The following is a 20,642-nucleotide window of genomic DNA, read 5'->3' on the forward strand; positions in this document are numbered from 1 at the left end:
CCGCCCGCCGATTGTCCGCCCCGACGTCCCGCGGCGGGTCGCGCACAGGAAGTGCGGGCAAGCGGCATCACGCCTGGGTGGCAACCGGGTCAATGGCGGGCAGGTCCAGCCAATCGGCAGCAACCATCGCCTGGGTACGGTTGCGCACGCCGAGGGCCTTGAAAATGGCGGTGATGTGGATCTTCACGGTGCCAACCGTCAGATCCAGCGCCTCCGCAATTTCCAGATTGCTGCGGCCGGTGCGGATCATGGAAAGGATCTCACGCTGGCGCGGGGTCAGTTGCTTGCCCGCATCCTCACGGAAGAAACCGGCCGGTACCGGGCCTGCAACCGTCATCAGGGGCTCCCCGCCCGGCCGCATGGCCACGACGGGCGGCACGAACACCCCGCCATCGCGAACGACGTCCAGCGCGTTGGCCAGTTCGTCGGCCACATCGCTGCGCCGGACATAGGCGCGCGCGCCCTCGCCCAGCGCCGCCCGCATACGGTCGGGATCATTGCCGCCGATGGCCACCAGCGGCACCTGCGGGCAATGCTGCACGAATTCCTTGATGATGCCGCGCGCCGCCATGGTGATCGACACCAGGCCCACCAGTTCCGCATCGGGATATGCCTGCGCATAACGGCGCAACTCGGCCAGGTCCGGCACCTCATCCACCGCCTCCACCCCATTGATCCGGCGGACAAGTTGCCGGACACGGGTGACGAAGGCAGCTTCATGATCGATCAGTATAAGACGCATTGCTTACGGCCTCTAGGCTCAATCCGCAACCTGCCATGGATGCGGGACACCAGATTTTCCCCACTATACACGAGCTTTCTGCTTCCTACAATTTTATGCAGCGCCCATGATGAACTTGGCAAGAGCGGCGGATAACCGCCGGTGCTGCCTCCGTCCATGGGAGGCCGGCATCGCCACCGGCGACCAACCGCAGGTCGCAAGGCGACCCCAACCCCCAAGGGTGGGAGTATACTTTCAGTTTTCTGACCAAATCATGAACATGCATCCTCTATTCTTTCCACGGGATTTACCTGAAATCCGCAGAAATTTTTCACCGCCACGAGGCTATGCGCCCCTTGACCGCCAATTCTAATGGATTTTTTTTAAAAGGTAATGCCCCGGCAACATGCTATGCGTCAGGATAGCGCACAGGAGCCGCCCCGCCGAAGAAAAACAGGTGGCGACTTCATTTGAAGTCGCCACCATGCAATTGAAAACATACGATTATGTGGGACTAGCATCAGCCATATGCCCTGCCGTGGGCACGGCGTTCGTAAACGCGACACCCATAACGACAGGGGATGGGGACGCTCAAGCCGTGGCCCCGACAGCCTCTTCGGCCTGGTCGGAGTTCGCCGCCGTGACAGAATCACTCTGCCCGATTCCATTGTTCATGGCCCAGATCGCGGCCTGGGTACGGTTCACGGCGTTTATCTTGCGCAGCAGGCTTTTGAGATGGACCTTCACCGTGGCCTCGGTGATCCCCAATGCGTTGGCGATCACCTTGTTGCTGTCGCCATCGATCAGGCAGCGGAGGATCTGCATTTCCCGCTGGGACAACCCCTTTCGCAGGGTATTCAATTCAGACGGCGGCGACTGGACCTGGCCAGCGACCAGCAGATCGGCCAGATGCGTCGGAAAGACCTTCTCCCCCATCATGACCAGTTTCAGCGACTGGGCCAGCGCCTCCGCCGACATGTCCTTCAGCAGATAGCCGGCAGCGCCGGCCTCCAGCGCCCCGGTCAGGCGGCGGGCACACAGGCTGGCCGTCAGGATGACGACAAGGGCGCCGGGCACATGCCGCCGGACCCGGGCGATCTGGGCCAGGGCGGACGGGTCCTCACCCGGATCGATCAGGATCAGGTCGGCCTTCGGCTGGTCGAGCGCCAGAATTTCGTCCGCACTGCCATATTCGCCCGCCACGCTGAACGGCACATCCAGCAGCAGCCGGGCCAACCCCTCGCGGAACAACTTGTTCACGTCGATCAGAATGACGCTCTGCATCTCCATATCGCTCACTCCAGCACAGCCCGTGGCGCCCGATCGCCTGGCAAGTCCCTCCCGGTCGTGGGTAGTCTGGCCATGGGCAAGTTCAATCCCTTCAGAGAATAGCCTCAAGCGAACGAGACCAACACCCTTCGAAGGCATTAATTCGCGTTTACTTTAGGCATATAACAGCCTAATGGCCACAGAATCGCCCGATTTAGGCCGCGGATGTGTCCTTTTTCCGAACCTGAAGTTCCATAATCATTTACTTACGGCCGAGGGTGATAGTTACTCTGTCATAAGAAAAATGGTGTGCCTTATTTGAAAATTGGCCCTAATTTCGTTTCAATGAAACCCAACCACCGGCACACGCCCCAAGCGGACAAGCCTTGTCATCTGAACAGGCGGAACCCTAAGGGGCGGAGGAGGTGCCGGCGCCGCGGAGAAATGGGGTCGGGCGCATCGCTACACCCATGCGCCAGACGCAGGGCAACGCAAGCCCTGTAACATGGCTTCTTTTGCACTGCACCATACCCAGGCACGGTGGCGCCATGTCGCGGATACCTGAATCGCCCTTCAAGTGTAAGGGCTTAGCCCGTTTGGGGAATGCAGGGGGAAGTATCGGGGATTCCGGGGGCCGCGGCGATATAGCGCGGGAAATGTCCACCGGTAACCATCGTCACGACCCTGCCCACGACCCTGCCATGGGGTGGGGGTCGTCTTGGCACTTGCACGATACCGGTAACGGAGTCATATTGTGCATCGCAGCACGTTGTGCTGCTTGCCCTTATCGGGCGTTTCCTCCCTAAACTCAGGCCGCTCTCGTAGCGGCCTTTTCTTTTGGCCGCTGCCAAGGCGCGCCACCAACCCCGCTTGCGCAACAAGCTGACGGCACCGACCTGCGTGAGGACTATTTCTTTCAAATGCCGGGGATCGTCAAGCAGTTTTATTCCGGACAGCATGAAATAGGCACATATGCAGACAATACCCGCCCAGGGCGCGGCGGGGCCATGCATGCGCAAATTATTGGCGAAACAGACAAGCGGTTCCTGTGGGACATGTCTAGGGCCATCAAATTCAATGATTTACGGCAATGGCCATCGGTATGGACGGGACAATCCACGACCCGGCGGCCGATCGGTGGAGCGACCGGACGGGGATTGGCAATCTATGGCGGTGTGCTACCCCGCCAGCCCTTCCAGGATGGGGCAATCCGGCCGGTCATCGCCATGGCAGCGGTCGGCGAGTTGTCGCAGGGTGGCGCGCATGGCCTGCAGCTCCGCGATCTTGCGATCCAGCGTGTCGATATGGGCGAGCGCCAGTTTCTTGACCTCGCCGCTGCTCCGCGACCGGTCGCGCCACAGGCGCAGCAGCCCATCCAGATCGGCCAGCGGGAAGCCAAGGTCACGGGCATGGCGGATGAAGCGCAGGGCGTGGATGTCGGCCGTGTCATAGATGCGGTAGCCGCCCGCCGTGCGGGCCACCGACGGAATCAGGCCGATCGCTTCATAATGCCGGATCATCTTGGCCGACACGCCCGACGTGCGGGCCGCCTCGCCGATATTCATGGGACCTCCTTCCTTTTACCGTCGGCATGAATGATCGTGTTCTGGCCAAACCTTTTGACCGACAATATCATCCTCCGGGGCGCCAGCGGCGCAGCGTCAGGGCATTGGTGACGACACAGACGCTGGACAGCGCCATCGCCGCGCCGGCCAGCATCGGATTGAGCAAGCCCGCCATGGCCAACGGCACCCCCACCACATTATAGATGAAGGCCCAGAACAGGTTCTGACGGATCTTGATCACCGTCCGGCGTGAAACCGCGATGGCATCGGCCACCAGGGACGGATCGCCGCGCATCAGTGTCACCCCGGCCGCACGCATGGCGATATCGGTGCCCGTGCCCATGGCGATGCCGATATCGGCGGCGGCCAAGGCCGGGGCATCGTTGATACCATCCCCCACCATCGCCACGACATTGCCGGCGGATTTCAACCGGGCCAGAGCCGCTCCCTTATCCTCCGGCAAAAGACCGGCCTGGACATCATCCAGCCCCAGACCGGCGGCAACGGCCGCGGCCGCCCCCTGACTATCCCCCGTCAGCATGATGCTGCGCACGCCCAGCGCCCGCAACCGGGCGATGGCGGCCGGCGCCGTGTGCTTGACCCTGTCACCAAAGGCGATCAGGCCCAGCGCCTGCCCGTCCGCCGCCAGATAGGACAGGGTGCGGCCCCGCACGGCCGGGTCGGCCGCCGCCGCGGCCAGCACACCGATATCGATGCCACGCTCAACCATCAGCCGTTCATTGCCCAGCAGCAGGGCGCGCCCGTCGGCCCGCCCCTCCACCCCACGGCCGGCCAGGGTGCGGACGGTCGCCGCGGCCGGAACATCGGGCATGGCATCCAACACGGCGCGGGCCAGGGGGTGGGCGCTGCCGGCCTGCAGCGCAGCGGCAAGGCGCAGAATATCCGCTTCCCCCAGCCCCGCCGCCCGGCGCACCGCCAGCACGGCCGGTTTCCCGTCCGTCAGCGTCCCCGTCTTGTCGAAAGCCACACAGGTGATGTCGCGGGCACGTTCCAACGCCTCGGCATCCCGGATCAGGATGCCGGCGCGTGCGGCGACCCCCATGCCCACCATCAGCGCCGTGGGTGTGGCCAGTCCCAGCGCACAGGGACAGGCGATGACCAGGACGGACACGGCATTGACCATCGCCCGTTCCAGCCCCACCCCGGCCAGCAGCCAGCCGGCCAGGGTCAGGATCGCCAGGACCAGGATCACGGGCACGAAAACGGCACTGACCTTGTCCACCAGACGCTGGATGGGCGCCTTGGCGGCGCCGGCCGCCTCCACCATGCGGATGACGCGGGACAGGGTGCTGTCGGCCCCCAGCGCGTCGGCGCGCACGGCGATGAACCCGTCCAGGTTCATGGCGCCTCCCGTCACCCGCCCGTCCGGCCCCCGCGCCACCGGCAGGCTTTCGCCCGTGATCATGCTTTCATCCAGATGGGTCTCCCCTTCCAGAATGGCGCCATCCACAGGCACCACCTCTCCCGGACGGACCAGGGCGACATCGCCACGCCGCACCTGTTCCAGCGGCAGCACCTGCTCCCCACCGTCGCGGCGGATGCGGGCCACCTGCGGGCGCAGGGCCATCAGGGCCTCGATGGCGGCCCCCGTCCTGCGCCGGGCCCGGTCCTCCAGCCAGCGGCCCAGCAGCAGCATCGCGATGATGACAGCCGATGCCTCATAGTAAAGATGGGGCATGTGACCGGGATGGGCGGTCAGCAGCAGCCAGCCGGACAGGCCCCAGCCGGCCAGCGTGCCCAGCACCACCAGCACATCCATGCTTGCGGTTCCGTGGCGCAAGGCCCGCCACGCCCCCCGGTAGAAGGGCCAGCCCAGCCCGAACTGCACGATGGACCCCAACGCCAACTGGGCCAGCGGCGGCAAGGCCGGCCCTCCCAGCATCGGCGACAGCAGTGGCAGGCAGAGTGCCAAGGCCACACCCGCCCGCGCGCCTTCCCCCCGCCAGGCTGTATCGGCCAGGGTGCGGCCGGGGCCAGCGGCGACGGTCCCGCCCGCTTCCGGCACAGGACCGGCGGTGGGGAACGGCGCGTCCTCCGCCATCGCCACGCCATAACCGGCATCCGTCACGGCCGCCGCCAAATCGATGCGATCCACGCCCGCACCGTCCACAAGGGCGATGCCCGTGGGCTGGGAGATGGTCACATCGATGACACCGGGCACGGCGCGCAGCGCCTTTTCCACCCTGACGGCGCAGGACGCACAGCGCAGCCCCGTCAATGCCAAGCGATGGCTGTCGGTGCGTGCTGGGTATCCGGCTTGCGACAATACCTCCACAATCGCGGCCGGCAGCGACGGCCCGGCATCGGACGCGGGCGTGACAATCACCTTCCCCCCGGCCAGGTCGACATTGACCCAAGCCACGCCTGCCACCTGTTGCACGGCCTTTTCCACGCGGGCAGCACAGGCCGCACAACGCATGCCCGTGACGGGCAGGGACAGGATGCTGGACAACATCATTCATCTCCCCCCGGCCAGGAATGACCGGTCCGTGAATGGCCGCAAGCAGACAGGATCAGGGTGGGGCCGCGCATTGACCTGGGGCAAGGCCCGCCGGAATCCCGCAAGCATCGGCATCGCTTCCCGTTCTGGACCTTCCCATCATGGGAGGGTCAAGGCCAAAAAAAGCCCCGCCGTTGGAAACGGCGGGGTTTGAAGGCGGGAACTTCTGGGAGGGAAACAACAGAAGATGTTGCTGAACACGGGTTATAAGCCGGGACCGTTATGGATTGGTTAAGAGCCGGGGCCGCCAACGCTGGTCTGTCCTGCGCTGGTGTCGGGGCCGATCGGGGCCGGCGGCCATCCCGCCTATCCCGCCTGGATGCTTTTCCCGCCCGGCCCGATGCGCTATGACCGCAACCCCGGTCATTGCCCCAAGGGTTCGGTTCATGCTGTCCATCGCCCACCGCATTGCCAACGAGCTTTCCGTCCGCCCGGCCCAGGTCGAGGCGACGGTTGCCCTGCTGGACGAGGGCTCAACGGTTCCCTTCATCGCCCGCTACCGCAAGGAAGCGACGGGGGGGCTGGACGATACCCAGCTCCGCACGCTGGAGGAACGGCTGCGCTATCTGCGGGAGATGGAGGAACGCCGCGCCACGATCGTGGCCAGCATCAATGAACAGGGCAAGATGACCCCCGACCTGCTGAAGCAGATCGAGGAGGCCGACACCAAGACCCGGCTGGAGGATCTCTATCTGCCCTATCGGCCCAAGCGCCGCACCAAGGCCATGATCGCGCGCGAGGCCGGGCTGGAGCCGCTGGCCGACCGGCTGCTGGCCACGCCGACCCTGTCGCCGGAAACGGAGGCGGCCGGTTTCGTCGACGCCGACAAGGGCGTGGCGGATGTGAAGGCCGCCCTGGAAGGTGCCCGCGCCATCCTGGTGGAACGGATGGGCGAGGATGCGGGCCTGGTCGGCCGCCTGCGCGACTTCGCCCAGGCGCAGGGCCGGGTCGTTTCCGCCCTGGTGGAGGGCAAGGCCGAGGAAGGGGCCAAATTCAGCGATTATTTCGATTTCAGCGAGCCCGTGGGCAAGATGCCCTCGCACCGGGCGCTGGCCCTGTTCCGCGGCCGGGCCGCCGGCGTGCTGGACCTGAAGCTGGCGGTCGGCGACGAGCCGCCGGCCGGTACACCGCACCCGGCCGAAGGCCTGATCGCCGCCGCCTTCAACATCCAGGACCGGGGCCGGGCGGGTGACCGCTGGCTGTCCGATTGCTGCCGCTGGGCCTGGAAGACAAAGATTTCCCTGCACCTGGAACTGGACCTGCTGAATGTCCTGCGGGAAAAGGCCGAGGATGAGGCCATCCACGTGTTCGGCCGCAATCTGAAGGACCTGCTGCTGGCGCCGCCGGCCGGGCAGCGCGCCACGCTGGGCCTGGACCCTGGCATCCGCACCGGCGTGAAGGTGGCCGTGGTGGACGCCACGGGCAAGCTGCTGGACACGGCCACCGTGTTCCCGCACGAACCGCGCCGCGACTGGGAAGGCTCGCTGGCGGTACTGGCCGCTCTGGTCAAGCGCCATGACGTCGACCTGATCGCCATCGGCAATGGCACGGCCAGCCGCGAGACCGACCGGCTGGCCGCCGATCTGATCGCCCGCCTGCCCGACCATCGCCTGACCAAGGTGATGGTTTCGGAAGCCGGCGCCTCCGTCTATTCCGCGTCGGAGGTGGCGGCCCTGGAATTTCCCAAGCTGGACGTGTCGCTTCGCGGCGCCGTGTCCATCGCCCGGCGCCTGCAGGACCCGCTGGCCGAACTGGTCAAGATCGATCCCAAATCGATCGGTGTCGGCCAGTATCAGCATGATGTCAGCCCCGCCAAACTGTCCCGCGCCCTGGACGCCGTGGTGGAGGATTGCGTGAATGGCGTCGGCGTCGACCTGAACACCGCATCGGTGCCGCTGCTGGCCCGCGTGTCGGGCCTGTCGGAAAGTGTTGCCAGGAATGTGGTGGCGCTGCGCGACGAGAAGGGCGCCTTCCGCAGCCGCCGGCAATTGCTGGACGTGCCGCGCCTGGGGCCCAAGGCCTTCGAACAGGCGGCCGGCTTCCTGCGAATCCGCGACGGAGAGAACCCGCTGGACGGATCGTCCGTCCATCCGGAAGCCTATCCCGTGGTGGAACGCATCCTGACCAGGACTGGCAGGCCGCTGTCGAAGCTGATCGGCGACGTGGCCTTCGTGCAGTCGCTGGACCCGGCCGATTTCACCGACGAGCGGTTCGGCCTTCCCACCGTGACCGACATCCTGCGCGAACTGGAAAAGCCCGGCCGCGATCCGCGCCCGGAATTCAAGACCGCGACCTTCAAGGACGGGGTGGAGGAACTGAAGGATCTGGTGATCGGCATGGTGCTGGAAGGCGTGGTGACCAACGTCACCGCCTTCGGCGCCTTTGTCGATGTCGGCGTGCATCAGGATGGGCTGGTCCATATCAGCCAGCTTTCCCACAGCTTCGTGAAGGACCCGCACACGGTTGCCAAGGCCGGCGACATCGTGAAGGTCAAGGTGCTGGAGGTGGACCTGAAGCGTAAGCGCGTTGCGCTGACCATGAAGCTGGACGAGCGTCCCGCACCCGCCGCCCGGCCCGACCGCGGCCCCGTCCGGTCCGGGGATCCACGGCGTGACGACCAGCGGCGCGAGGATGGCCGCCGGGACGAAAGGCGCAGCGGACCGCCGCGCCAGCAGACCAACGCGCCCCGCAAACAGCCAGCCCCAGCCCCATCGCCCGCACCGGTCCCGGCCGACAGCGTCTTTGCCGCCGCCTTCGCAGCCGCCAAGGCGAAGGGCAAGCGGTAGGGCCGTCAGGTTCCCCCGAAATTTGCCGCAATCGGATGTAATTCCATGTCGGCCAATCAATCAGGCGCTGTACCGGCGCCTGAAACGGGGGAAGACAGGGCGTCATGGATCAGCGCAAGGGTTTGGCCATCCTCTTGATCTGTGCCGCCCTGGCGGGATGCGCCCAGGTCGCACAGCCACCACCCCCGCGGCAGGCCGGCCCGCCGCCCACGGTCGCGGCCGGCAGGGGCAGCGAACACGGCAATTATCCCACCTTCGCCACGGGGGAAATACACCCCTCGCCTTATGGCCCCTGCACCGTCTATGCCTGGGACAGGCCGGCGGGGGATGGTCTCGTCGTTCGCTACCGTTCCGCCGCCTGCCCTGCCCCGCGGCCGGGGCGGCCGGATGCCCTGTTCATGCTGGACCTGGGCCGCGCCCTGGTGCCGCTGGCCGACAGTCCCCTGTCGGTGCCGGAGGCGGAGCCGTGGCAGGGATATCCGGTGACGCCACCAGCAGCTGGCATCCGGGTCGAAGCGGACGGTCCCATGCAATGAGGGCCCGGCCCGCGGCCGCAGCCTCCGGTCAGCCGGCCTTGCCCTCCAGTTCATCCAGACGGCGAGCCATGGTGCGGATATTGTCGATCAGCAGTTGCACCAACTGTCGCAACAACGGGTCGGCACCGTAAAGGCTTTCGCGCAGGACGCTGGCCGGCATGCGCATCAGCACCGATTCCACCTCTGCCGAGGCATGCGCCATGCGGGGCTTGCGGTCGAAGATTGCCATTTCACCGAATATGCCCGCACTCTCGATCCGGCCAATGATGGTGGGATGTTCCAGATCGCCACGCCAGATGCGCACCCGCCCGCTTTCCACGACATAAAGGCTGTCGCCGGGATCACCTTCCTTGAAGATCGGCTCGCCCGGTGCGAAGGTTCGGCGTTCAAAGGCGGCGGACATGACGGCTCCTCGCATCCAGGGCCAGAGAGGGCTGCGTCGGGCGCAGGGCCGCCAAGCATTACGCCGAACAGGCGGATTTTGCCATGGGACTTGACAATAGAACGACCGTTCGTATTATTTGTGTCCTATGAGCAAGGGTGAACGCACGCGCGCCGCAATCCTGGACGAAGCGCTGGCCATGACCAGCACGGACGGATTGACCGGCCTGACCATCGGGACATTGGCCGACCGGCTGAGCATGTCGAAAAGCGGGCTGTTCGCGCATTTCGGCAGCAAGGAACAGCTTCAGGCCGCTGTACTGGGCCGGGCGGCGGAACTGTTCGCCGAAACGGTCGTGCGCCCTGCCCTCACCCAGCCGCGCGGGCTGCCCCGCGTGCTGGCTCTGTTCGAGAACTGGATTGGCTGGACGCGGGAACCCGTGCTGCCCGGCGGCTGCCCCATCCAGGCGGCCTCCATCGAGTTCGATGACCGGCCCGGACCCATCCGCGACCAGATCGTGCGCCATCAGGAAGAGATGCGGCGCGTCGTGATCGGCGCCGTCCGCCGCGCGGTGGAGGAAGGGCATCTGCGGGCCGACCTGGATAGCGAACAGTTCGCGTTTGAAGGCATCTCGCTTTGTTACGGCTTTGCACAAAGCTACCGGCTTTTGAAGAATCCCAAGGCGGAACAATGGGCACGCACCGCGGTGCGTGGCCTTATCGACCGGGCAAGGGCTTGACCGGGGCCGCTGGCGGCGGCCCCACCTGCATCATTGCGGGCTGACCCCGATCCGGGGCGCCCATATTCATCGGGGAGAAGTCTCATGGTGTCCTTTTTGAGCCTTGAAAAAAGCACGAACGTTCGTGACTTTGGATTGGAAAGCTGGTGGGATGGGGTCACCGCACTGTTTCACCCGCGCAGCAGAAGCAGGGTGATGGAAGGCCGTGACCTCTACCTGTTGCCCGAGCGCCGGCTGGCGCCGCCCGCCCTGCCGGAACCGGCCGGCGGCATGGTGCTGGTGGTCCCAGGCTTCACCCCCCATCTGGCAGCACGCATCTGGGGTGCGGACCGGGGTCCCACCGCGCCGCTGATAGTGCTGGTGCATGATTGGGAGGGGCAAATCTACGACATGATGCCCTTCGTGCAGCCGCTGCTGGACGCCGGCGCCCGGGTCGTGGCGTTCGACGCCCCGGCCCACGGCCGCAGTGCCGGCGAGGAGACGCATGTGCTGGACATGGTGCGGGCCATCCGCGCCGTGGCCATGGCGGCCGGCGGCAGCGTCACGGCCAGCATCGCCCACGGGCTGGGGGCCACAGCCCTGGCCCTGGCCATGCAGGAGGGCTTCGATCCCGGCCGTGCCGTGCTGCTGGCACCCCTGGCCGACCTGATGCTGCCCGTGCGGCAGATCGCGCAGGTCCTGCGCCTGGATACCGACGGGGAACATGATCTGACGCTGGCCATCGACCAGGCGCTGGGCCGGCCGCTGGCAGGGCTGCACGTGCGGGGGAATGCCGAGGTGCCGGCCCTGCTGATCCATAGCAGCGACGATCGCATCATGCCGGTGGCCGACGCCCTGCATCTGGCCGCCGGCTGGCCCGGCATGGCCGTCCATCTGGTGGAGGGCCTGGGTCATCGCCGGCTGCTGTCCGATCCGGCCGTGCAGGGGCTGGTGCTGGGCTTCGCCTTGGCGTCGGCGTGATTTCTCCGCTATTCTCGCCGCCTCAACGATAAACGGACAGGGAAGATCATGCCCGTGACCATCACCCCCCTCTATGCGGGGCTTCTGGGGCTGCTGCTGCTGGTGCTCAGTTTCCGTGTCTCCATGCAGCGGCGGCGGCACATGGTGTCGCTGGGCGATGGCGGGAAGCCTGCGCTGCAGGCGGCCATCCGCGTGCAGGCCAATTTCGTGGAATATGTGCCGCTGGCCCTTATCCTGCTGGTGCTGCTGGAACTGTCCGGCCAGCCGCCCGCCCTGCTGCATGCGCTGGGGGCCGCGCTGTTCCTGGGCCGCGTCCTGCATGCCCAGGGCCTGACCAGCAATCCCGGCGGGAAAAGCTTCGGGCGCCTGTGGGGCGTGCTGCTGACCTGGCTGATGTTGCTGGCCGCAGCATTGCTGCTGATCGTGCGGGCCATCACCGGGCTGTGATATCCCCAGCCGGCCCGGCTGGGTTGCGGCGGACAGGGGCGGGTTGGGTTTGACAGGACGCGGGCGTTCCCCTATACCCCCCGCATTCCTGGGAAGGCGGGCACCGGTCATCTGGTGCCCCGTCCCCGTTTTTGCGTTCCGGTCCCGCGCGTCGGGGTCGGCATGCAAAGGGCGGGGAACTACCGGGACAACAAGGCTGGTCGTCACGACCAGCCAAACGGAGCATGTCAATGAGCAAGCGTCAGGAAGCCAAGTACAAGATTGACCGCCGTCTGGGCGTCAACCTGTGGGGCCGCGCCAAGTCCCCCATCAACAAGCGTGAATATGGCCCCGGCCAGCACGGCCAGCGCCGCAAGAAGCCGTCGGATTTCGGCCTGCAGCTGATGGCCAAGCAGAAGCTGAAGGGCTATTACGGCAATATCGGCGAGAAGCAGTTCCGCAAGCTGTACCAGGAGGCCGTGCGCCGCAAGGGCGATTCGGGCGAGAACCTGATCCAGTTGCTGGAGCGCCGCCTGGACGCCGTCGTCTACCGCATGAAGTTCGCGCCGACCCCGTTCTCGGCCCGTCAGATCATCAATCACGGCCACATCCTGGTCAATGGCAAGCGCCTGAACATCCCGTCGTACCAGGTCAAGGACAACGACGTGATCGAAGTGCGCTCCAAGGCCAAGAATTTCGCGCTCATCATGGAAGCCATCCAGTCCGGCGAGCGTGATTTCCCGGATTACGTGACCGTCGACACCGGCAACTTCAAGGGCACCTACCTGCGCGCCCCGAACCTGGCCGACGTGCCGTACCCGACCCAGATGGAACCGAACCTGGTCGTCGAATTCTATTCGCGCTAAGGTCCGGCGCCCTCGGGCAACGACAGATCAGGCCGCGCCCTTCGGGGTGCGGCCTTTTTTGTCCCCGCATTGTTCCAAATTCCGGGACAATTAATCCTGATCGGCACACATTGTCGCAACGGTTCACTGGGCGTATCTTCCATCCCAAGACGACGGCGCCGATGCCGGCGCCCACCCCAGAGAACCGAAGGGACATTCATCATGAACAAACTGATCGCCAGTAACGCCAAATATCTGCCCGTCGCTGGCCGCATCCTGCTGGCCGCCATCTTTATCTCGTCCGGCCTGTCGAAGGTGACAGGCTGGGAGGGCAGCCTGGCCTATGTCGGCTCCGCCGGCCTGCCCCTGCCGGCTGAATTGCTGCTGCTGGCCGCCATCGTGACGGAGCTGGTGGGCGGTGCCTTCATCATCGCCGGGTTCCAGACGCGCGCCGCCGCGCTGGTCATGGCCGGCTTCTCCATCGTCTCCGCCATCCTGTTCCATAATTACTGGGCGCTGACCGATGCGCAGATGGCCTATTTCCAGTCCATCATGTTCTGGAAGAACGTCGCCATGGCTGGTGGCTTCCTGGTCCTGGCCGGCAATGGTGCCGGGGCCGTGGCGGTGGACAACCTGCTGGAGAAGCGCGCCTGATCCTGTACCGTCGGCATGAATGACCGCCGGCGTTCCAACACCATCGGGCAGACATTCCGACCGATGGTGTTGTCTCTCCCCCGAACTCTCCCCCCCTTCCCCGACAACGCAGAAAGGGCCGCCCCGTCACCGGAGCGGCCCTTTCCTTTACCGGAAATCCTGCGGCAATCCTCAGGCGGCATCCTCGAAGGTGACGCCCTTGTCACGCAGCAGGTCCTGCAGCTCACCCGTCTCATACATCTCGCGCACGATGTCGCAACCGCCCACGAACTCCCCCTTCACATAAAGCTGGGGAATGGTCGGCCAGTTGGTGAATTCCTTGATGCCCTGGCGCAGGGCGGGGTCGACCAGGATGTCGATGCCCTTGAACTTGACACCGATATGGCTCAGCACCTGGACCACGGCGGCGGAGAAGCCGCATTGCGGGAACACGGGCGTCCCCTTCATATAGACAACGACGTCATTGTCGCTGATATCGCGCTTGATGCGCTCGGCAACCGTCTGATCCATCTCGTCACTTCCTTGGCAGTGCCACCGGCGCGCCCGAACGGCACCGCGGCAAATCCCTTGACATATAGCGCCGAACGCCCGGCCTTTACAGGGGGATCGTTCGGCGGGGCAATCATGCGTCCTTGGGAGCGGCTGTCGTCAGCATCAGGGCGTGCAGTTCATTGCCCATGCGGCCCTTCAGGGCGGCATAGACGGCCTGATGCTGGGCCACGCGGGATTTCCCCTTGAAGGCGGGGCTTTCCACATAGGCCGCGTAATGGTCGCCATCGCCGCGCAGATCATCGATACGGACGACCGCGTCGGGGAACGCCTCGCGCAGCAGGGCCTCGATTTCGGATGCGTGCATCGCCATGGGTCGGGTCCTTTCAATTACCCCCCAATCGTCATCCCCGCGCAAGCGGGAATGACGTTAAGAGGCGGTCACAGGGTGGTACTCAGCCCACCTTGCCATTCATATAGTTGGGCAACCAAGCCTCGTTCGCCTCAATCAGGTCAGCGACCGAAATAATGGCCCCCGACGCACCCGTCAGGGCGTCGCCACCCACGCTGCCGATGCGGGTCAGGGCAACCCCGGCCTCCGCGGCCCTGGTCTCCATCGCTTCCAGATCGGCCGGCTTGACGGTCAGGATATAGCGGCCCTGATCCTCGCCGAACAGCTCCGCCACGTGCCAGCCGTCCAGGCCGGACAGGTCCGCACCCTTGTTGCCGGCCATGGCCATTTCGGCCAGCGCCACCTGCAACCCGCCATCCGACACGTCATGCGACGCCGTGATCAGGCCCGCCTGGATGGCATCGCGCACAAACGTGCCGTGACGCTTCTCCGTCTCCAGATCGACGGCCGGGGCCGGACCTTCCTCCAGACCCAGGATTTCGCGCAGGTACAGGCTCTGGCCCAGGTGACCCTCAGTCTCCCCCACCAGCAGAATGACGTCGCCGTCATTCTTGAAGCCCAGACCCACGGCCTTGTGCCCATCGGCCAGCAGGCCCACGCCACCCACCGTCGGGGTCGGCAGAATGCCAACGCCGTTGGTTTCGTTATAGAGCGAGACATTGCCCGACACGACCGGGTAGTCCAAGACGCGGCAAGCCTCGGCCATACCTTCGACGCAGCCGGCGAACTGCCCCATGATGCGGGGCTTTTCGGGATTGCCGAAATTCATGTTGTCGGTGATGGCCAGCGGCAGGGCGCCGACGGCGCAGATGTTGCGATAGCTCTCCGCCACGGCCTGACGCCCGCCCTGCACCGGGTCGGCGAAGCAATAGCGCGGGGTCACGTCGGACGACATGGCCAGCGCCTTGTTCGTCCCATGCACGCGCACGACGGCCGCATCGGCCTGACCCGACAGGAAGCGGGTATCCGCGCCAACTTGGGCGTCATATTGCTGCCAGATCCAACGCTTGGAGGCGAGATCGGGGCAGGCGACCAGCTTGGTCAGGATATCGCCCAGCGACAGATCTTCCGGCCACAACTCATCCTCGTCCAGGTCGAGCGGCGGCTGGGCCGGCGTCTCTTCTGTCGGGCGATGATACAGCGGGGCCGCGTCGAACAGCGGGGCCAGTTCCAGGTCGCAATAGGTCTCGCCATTCATCTTCAGGACGAAATGGCCCGTATCGGTCAGGTGACCGATCACGGCGAAATCCAGTTCCCACTTCTCGAAGATGGCGCGGGCCACGTCTTCGGAACCGGGCTTCAGGATCATTAGCATGCGTTCCTGGCTCTCCGACAGCATGATCTCATACGGGGTCATCCCCGTCTCACGCTGCGGCACCTTTTCCAGATGCAGTTCGATCCCCAGGCCACCCTTGCCAGCCATTTCGACGGAGGAGGAGGTCAGGCCGGCGGCGCCCATGTCCTGGATGGACTGGATGGCGTCGGTGTTCATCAGTTCCAGGCAGGCTTCGATCAGCAGCTTTTCCGTGAACGGATCGCCGACCTGCACCGTGGGACGCTTGGCCTCGCTATCCTCGGTGAACTCGGCCGAGGACATGGTGGCGCCATGGATGCCGTCGCGGCCCGTCTTGGACCCGACATAGACCACCGGATTGCCGACACCCGCCGCCTTGGAATAGAAAATCTTGTCCTGGTCGGCGATGCCCACGGTCATGGCATTGACCAGGCAATTGCCGTTATAGGCCTTGTGGAAATTGGTCTCGCCACCCACGGTGGGCACGCCGACGCAATTGCCGTAATGGCCGATGCCCGACACGACGCCCGCCACCAGCTGACGGGTCTTGGGGTGGCCCGGCTCCCCGAAACGCAGGGCATTCAGGTTGGCGATCGGCCGCGCACCCATGGTGAACACGTCGCGCAGGATGCCGCCCACGCCCGTCGCAGCACCCTGGAAGGGCTCGATATAGGAGGGGTGGTTATGGCTTTCCATCTTGAAGATGGCGGCCTGATTGTCGCCGATATCGATGACGCCGGCATTCTCCCCCGGACCGCAGATCACCCAGGGGGCCTTGGTCGGGAACTTCTTCAGCCAGACGCGCGACGACTTGTAGGAGCAATGCTCCGACCACATCACCGAATAGATGCCCAGCTCGGTAAAGCTCGGCTGACGGCCGACGATTTCCAGCAGGCGGACATATTCATCGGCCTTGATGCCATGTTCGGCGGCAAGCTGCTCGTTGACAACGGGTTCCTTGCGGGCGCTCACGACAGGGTCTCCACCAAACTATCAAAGAAGGCACGGCCGTCGGTATTGCCATGCAGCGGATCGAAGGCGCGTTCGGGATGCGGCATCATGCCCAGCACGTTGCGCTCAGCGTTGAAGATGCCGGCAATGTCGTTGGTTGCACCGTTGGGGTTCGCCTGACCGGCGTCCTGGCCCGGCAGTGCGGCATAGCGGAAGGCCACCAGCCCCTCGCCCTCCAGGCGCTTCAGCGTCTCCTCGTCGGCAACGTAATTGCCCTCGCCATGGCCGACCGGAATGCCGATCACCTGCCCCTTGGCGTACTTCCGGGTAAAGTCGCTGTCCGTCGTTTCGACGCGCAGGCCGACCGTGCGGCACACATATTTCAGCGACTTGTTGCGGATCAGGGCGCCCGGCAGCAGACCGGCTTCCGTTATGATCTGGAAACCGTTGCAGATGCCGACAACGCGCACGCCCTTGGCCGCGCGTTCCTTCACCACCTTCATGATGGGCGAATGGGCGGCCATGGCGCCACAGCGCAGATAATCGCCATAGGAAAAACCGCCAGGGACGGCGATGACATCGACGTCCGGCAGGTCCGTGTCCTTGTGGAAAGCCATGTGGGGCTTCTTGCCGGAAGCCTGTTCCAAGGCAACCGCAATATCGCGGTCGCAATTGGAACCGGGGAAGACGATGACGGCGGACTTCATCCCGCGAACCCGTTCCTGTTGGTGGATGGGAGGCGGCGAACCGTCACCGGGACGGCCCCCCGATGCGGCCGGAACCTAATGCCGACAGGGCTTCAATGCAAGGTCGGGAACCACCCGGACAGGCCATGGCAGGGCGGCGTTATCGGGGGGGTGGGGCGCTGGCTTACCTCGTTGAAGGCCAGCGCCCGAATGCCTCTGGCTCAGTTACGCATACGCACCTGAGCGCCATTTTCCTTCATGATTTCCGCGAACTTGCGCCACGAAAGCTGAAAATGATTAACCGAATTTCCTGAAGGCCAGAAGTCAATATTTCCCTTACTGATATGTATTTCTCCAATCTTTCCATCATGATCCGAAATCATCAGAACCATGTCCTTTGACGATAACTCAAACTCTGGTATGCACTTTATGATAACTTCGTGAGCCATTTTGACCTCCAAAATTGACCTCACACATATATCACCACTTAGATTCTGCCACAACTCTCAATCTAAGAACACATATTGACGACAATTCGAAATTGACCAGAAATAAAATAGGCCATTTGATTGTATTTATTCAAAACAATCAAATGGCCATTGAGTTATTTTGTATGTTTATTACTTCTGCCCGAACACCCTCTGGAAGAACTGTGCCTGGGCCATCTGAGCCACGAACTGGTTGGACTTCTTGCGGAAGCCATGCCCCTCGTCCATGGCCAGGACATAGGCAACGTCACCACCGTTCCTGCGGATGGCAGCCACCATCTGCTCTGCCTCGCCCACCGGCACACGCGGATCGTTATAGCCCTGGATGACCAGCATGGGCTTGGTGATCTTGTCCACATTGGTCAGGGGGGAGATACGCTGAAGGAAGGCACGCATCTCCGGATCGCGCTCGTCACCATATTCGGGACGGCGCAGGTCACGGCGATAGTCGGCCGTGGCTTCCAGGAAGGTAATGAAGTTGGAGATGCCGACCGTGTTGGCGCCGCCGGCCAGCCGGTCATTGTAATGGGTCATGGCCGCCAGCGTGACATAGCCGCCATAGGAGCCGCCGGCGATGACCACCCGGTCCTTGTCCAGGTCGGGACGGGTGGCGATCCAGTCGATCAGGGCGCCGATATCCTTGATGCTGTCTTCCCGCTTGAAGCCGTTATCCAGGCCCAGATAGGTCTTTCCGTATCCGTCGGAGCCCCGGATATTGGGCAGCAGCACGGCGGCCCCCAGCTCATTGGCCCAGAACTGCACCGTGGAACTGAAGGTCGGCCGGCTCTGCCCCTCCGGCCCGCCATGGGCAAGGATGATGACCGGCAGTTTGGCCGGCCCGTTCGTGGGCTTGTAGAGGAAGGACGGGATCTGGCGGGGCGTGCCGTCCACCTGGTCGAAGGTGGGGAACTGGATCAGTTCAGCATCGGCGAAATTGTCGGTGTTCAGGCCCCCGACCTCACTCCGGGTCCAGGGTTCGACCGCCCCCCTGGCCAGATCGACGACATAGACGTCGGCCGGCGCGGTCGGCCGGGTCAGCGACAGCGCCAAACGCTTGCCGTCGGGGCTGAAGGAAACGCCGCCGATCACCCCCTTGGGCAGGGTGGGCAGCTTGACGGGCTTCAGCGACTTCGTATCGATGACGCGCAGGGTGGACCAGCCCCCCTCGTTCAGCACATAGGCCAGGCGCCGGCCATCATGCGACAGGGCTGCTTCCTCCACGTCCCAGGGATCGTCGGCGGTGATCCAGCGTGTCTGTCCCGACGCCAGATCGTGCAGGCCCAGACGCTTGAACTCCCCCTCCTCGTCAGAGGTCAGGAATACGCCCCTGCCATCAGGGGTGAAGCCGATGCCGCCCAGCGCGATATCGTCGCGCTCCGGCTTGATGCGGGTGATGGCGCCCGTGGCCACATCTACGACCGACAGATAGGATTTGGTGATGGCCAGATACTGGCCGACCAGCAGCTTGCCGTCATCCTGAGAGAAGGCGACAGCGCCGTAGGACCCCGTCTGCGCCACCAGGGGCGCCGCCGTGGCCGCATCCTTCAGGCCGGCGACATAGACGTCGGTGTTCCGGCCATCGCGGCGCGTGCTGGAAAAGGCGAAGCGGTCGCCCTTGTGGTTCCAGACCAGTCCCTGGTTGCGCGACTTGCCGTCGGTGATCAGCGTGGACACGCCCGTGGACATGTCCATGTGGAAGAACTGAAAATTCTCCGACCCGCCCTTGTCCCAGACATAGACGAGATCGCTGCTGTCGCGGGCCGGACGGAAGCTGGCGCGGGTGATCGGCTCGGCCGCGAAGGTGAGCTGCTGGCGCGCCATCATGGGGCCGGACACCAGATGGAGCTGTGCCGTCTCCCCGAACCGGGTGGAAATCAGGATGCCCTTGCCATCCGGCGTCCAGTCCAGAAACCCGGCCGAGCGCGCGTTCAGGTAGGCGGAAAGCCGCTCTCCCAGTGCCGCATCGATGGCGGGCACATTCTCCGTGACCAGATTGCCGTTCTGCACCCGCTCCACCGCGGGGGCGCTGGCCTGGGCCAGCACGGGAGCCGTGGCTGTCAGAGCCATAACCAGGGCCAGGGCACTGCCCCGCGCCCAATGTCCGATAGTCCGCACGTCTTTTATCCTTGTTTCTTCGCCAACCGGCGTGTCTGGATTGCGCGGCTGCCAGCCTAGCGCATCGCCATGGGGCTGCAAGGGGCCTGCTCCCCTTGAAATGATCCAGAAACAATTCTCCGCCCTCCCCGGCACCGGGCGGACGGGCGGGTCAGGCGGCACTGTATGGGCTTGGCATGGTCATCGGCCCAACTGTAAGCTATGGTTGCAAAACCACAACAGAACAGGACCTGATATGCTGGGGGCAGAGCATTTCGACAGGATCGTGGATTTCCTGCGCGGCATCGGGCTGCCGCTGGAGGTGGGGCCGTTCGGGCCGGAGGGCTTCCTGCCCGGCGTCACCATCCGGCAGGGGGTGATGCATGTCGATCCGGATCATCTCCACGTATCCGGAGACCTGCTGCACGAGGCGGGGCACATTGCCATCGTGCCGGCCCGTCTGCGCCCCCTGCTGGGCACCAACCTGGAAACCAGCCTGCGCGAGGCGGCCGGCGACGACCCCGACCCGCAGGCGCGGATCGCGCTGATGCATACGGAAACGGCCGCCATCGCCTGGTCCTACGCCGCGATGAAGGCGCTGGACCTGCCGCCGGAAACCCTTTTCTTCGCAGGCGGCTACCGGCTGGAAGAACAACAGCGGGACCGGTTCATGTACCTGCTGGAAACAGGCAACCAGTTCGGCATCGCGCACCTGGCCATGCTGGGTATGACGGGGCCCTGCGGGGTCATGGCGCTGCTGCATCAAAACGGCCTGGCCCCGTTCCCGGCCATGACGCGCTGGCTATTGCACTGATGCCGGGGCG

Annotated in this window: 19 protein-coding genes; 8 read left to right on the forward strand and 11 right to left on the reverse strand. The window is 64.7% G+C overall.

Going from position 1 to position 20,642, the window contains the following annotated elements; all coding sequences use genetic code 11:
- Positions 1 to 67: 67 nt before the first annotated feature.
- The 4 genes from ACM9LZ_RS16950 to ACM9LZ_RS16965 form a co-directional block, all read right to left on the reverse strand.
- A complete protein-coding gene (locus tag ACM9LZ_RS16950) occupies positions 68 to 742 on the reverse strand; it encodes a helix-turn-helix transcriptional regulator (RefSeq protein ID WP_416620683.1) in 675 nt (224 codons plus the stop codon).
- Positions 743 to 1,312: 570 nt separating this feature from the next.
- On the reverse strand, positions 1,313 to 2,011 hold the full coding sequence (locus ACM9LZ_RS16955) for a LuxR C-terminal-related transcriptional regulator (protein ID WP_416620684.1): 699 nt from the start codon (positions 2,009 to 2,011) through the stop codon (positions 1,313 to 1,315).
- Positions 2,012 to 3,168: 1,157 nt separating this feature from the next.
- Positions 3,169 to 3,555 (reverse strand): Cu(I)-responsive transcriptional regulator, encoded by a 387-nt coding sequence (gene cueR, locus ACM9LZ_RS16960; protein ID WP_416620685.1) that lies wholly within the window; start codon positions 3,553 to 3,555, stop codon positions 3,169 to 3,171.
- A 67-nt stretch (positions 3,556 to 3,622) separates the two neighbouring features.
- On the reverse strand, positions 3,623 to 6,034 hold the full coding sequence (locus ACM9LZ_RS16965) for a heavy metal translocating P-type ATPase (RefSeq protein ID WP_416620686.1): 2,412 nt from the start codon (positions 6,032 to 6,034) through the stop codon (positions 3,623 to 3,625).
- 428 nt (positions 6,035 to 6,462) lie between these two features.
- On the opposite strand from ACM9LZ_RS16965, the gene ACM9LZ_RS16970 reads away from it, so the two are divergent.
- On the forward strand, positions 6,463 to 8,862 hold the full coding sequence (locus ACM9LZ_RS16970; protein WP_416620687.1) for a Tex family protein: 2,400 nt from the start codon (positions 6,463 to 6,465) through the stop codon (positions 8,860 to 8,862).
- 104 nt (positions 8,863 to 8,966) lie between these two features.
- Positions 8,967 to 9,398, forward strand: coding sequence for a hypothetical protein (locus tag ACM9LZ_RS16975; protein ID WP_416620688.1), 432 nt, complete (start codon positions 8,967 to 8,969; stop codon positions 9,396 to 9,398).
- 28 nt (positions 9,399 to 9,426) lie between these two features.
- Here ACM9LZ_RS16975 and ACM9LZ_RS16980 read toward each other — a convergent pair whose 3' ends face one another.
- Positions 9,427 to 9,801: a Crp/Fnr family transcriptional regulator gene (locus ACM9LZ_RS16980; protein ID WP_416620689.1), complete on the reverse strand. Its 375-nt coding sequence runs from the start codon at positions 9,799 to 9,801 to the stop codon at positions 9,427 to 9,429.
- Positions 9,802 to 9,928: 127 nt separating this feature from the next.
- Here ACM9LZ_RS16980 and ACM9LZ_RS16985 point away from each other — a divergent pair, with 127 nt between their 5' ends.
- From ACM9LZ_RS16985 to ACM9LZ_RS17005, 5 genes are all read left to right on the forward strand, one after another.
- Positions 9,929 to 10,519 (forward strand): TetR/AcrR family transcriptional regulator, encoded by a 591-nt coding sequence (locus ACM9LZ_RS16985; RefSeq protein WP_416620690.1) that lies wholly within the window; start codon positions 9,929 to 9,931, stop codon positions 10,517 to 10,519.
- A gap of 195 nt (positions 10,520 to 10,714) precedes the next feature.
- Positions 10,715 to 11,479, forward strand: coding sequence for an alpha/beta hydrolase (locus tag ACM9LZ_RS16990; RefSeq protein WP_416620691.1), 765 nt, complete (start codon positions 10,715 to 10,717; stop codon positions 11,477 to 11,479).
- A 54-nt stretch (positions 11,480 to 11,533) separates the two neighbouring features.
- Positions 11,534 to 11,926 carry an MAPEG family protein gene (locus tag ACM9LZ_RS16995; RefSeq protein ID WP_416620692.1) on the forward strand — a complete coding sequence of 131 codons (393 nt, stop codon included), beginning with the start codon at positions 11,534 to 11,536 and terminating at the stop codon, positions 11,924 to 11,926.
- A 230-nt stretch (positions 11,927 to 12,156) separates the two neighbouring features.
- Entirely contained in the window at positions 12,157 to 12,771 is a 615-nt protein-coding gene (rpsD, locus tag ACM9LZ_RS17000) for a 30S ribosomal protein S4 (protein WP_416620693.1), read from the forward strand.
- A gap of 201 nt (positions 12,772 to 12,972) precedes the next feature.
- Positions 12,973 to 13,404, forward strand: coding sequence for a DoxX family protein (locus ACM9LZ_RS17005; protein WP_416620694.1), 432 nt, complete (start codon positions 12,973 to 12,975; stop codon positions 13,402 to 13,404).
- 171 nt (positions 13,405 to 13,575) lie between these two features.
- Here ACM9LZ_RS17005 and grxD read toward each other — a convergent pair whose 3' ends face one another.
- From grxD to ACM9LZ_RS17035, 6 genes are all read right to left on the reverse strand, one after another.
- Entirely contained in the window at positions 13,576 to 13,914 is a 339-nt protein-coding gene (grxD, locus tag ACM9LZ_RS17010; protein ID WP_416620695.1) for a Grx4 family monothiol glutaredoxin, read from the reverse strand.
- Positions 13,915 to 14,026: 112 nt separating this feature from the next.
- Positions 14,027 to 14,266 (reverse strand): BolA/IbaG family iron-sulfur metabolism protein, encoded by a 240-nt coding sequence (locus tag ACM9LZ_RS17015; RefSeq protein ID WP_416620696.1) that lies wholly within the window; start codon positions 14,264 to 14,266, stop codon positions 14,027 to 14,029.
- An 82-nt stretch (positions 14,267 to 14,348) separates the two neighbouring features.
- Positions 14,349 to 16,571, reverse strand: coding sequence for a phosphoribosylformylglycinamidine synthase subunit PurL (purL, locus tag ACM9LZ_RS17020; RefSeq protein WP_416620697.1), 2,223 nt, complete (start codon positions 16,569 to 16,571; stop codon positions 14,349 to 14,351).
- The gene (gene purQ / locus ACM9LZ_RS17025; RefSeq protein WP_416620698.1) at positions 16,568 to 17,257 is read right to left on the reverse strand and encodes a phosphoribosylformylglycinamidine synthase subunit PurQ; all 690 of its coding nucleotides are present in this window, start codon (positions 17,255 to 17,257) and stop codon (positions 16,568 to 16,570) included. Before purQ ends, purL begins: the two co-directional genes overlap by 4 nt.
- Before the next feature lie 200 nt (positions 17,258 to 17,457).
- On the reverse strand, positions 17,458 to 17,685 hold the full coding sequence (locus ACM9LZ_RS17030; RefSeq protein WP_416620699.1) for a hypothetical protein: 228 nt from the start codon (positions 17,683 to 17,685) through the stop codon (positions 17,458 to 17,460).
- 171 nt (positions 17,686 to 17,856) lie between these two features.
- Positions 17,857 to 19,839: a S9 family peptidase gene (locus ACM9LZ_RS17035; protein ID WP_416620700.1), complete on the reverse strand. Its 1,983-nt coding sequence runs from the start codon at positions 19,837 to 19,839 to the stop codon at positions 17,857 to 17,859.
- Positions 19,840 to 20,074: 235 nt separating this feature from the next.
- Between ACM9LZ_RS17035 and ACM9LZ_RS17040 the strand changes: the two genes are divergently transcribed.
- Positions 20,075 to 20,632, forward strand: coding sequence for a hypothetical protein (locus ACM9LZ_RS17040; RefSeq protein ID WP_416620701.1), 558 nt, complete (start codon positions 20,075 to 20,077; stop codon positions 20,630 to 20,632).
- Positions 20,633 to 20,642: the final 10 nt, after the last annotated feature.

This window comes from Niveispirillum fermenti (genome assembly GCF_048066175.1).
In the GTDB taxonomy this organism is placed as follows: domain Bacteria; phylum Pseudomonadota; class Alphaproteobacteria; order Azospirillales; family Azospirillaceae; genus Niveispirillum; species Niveispirillum fermenti.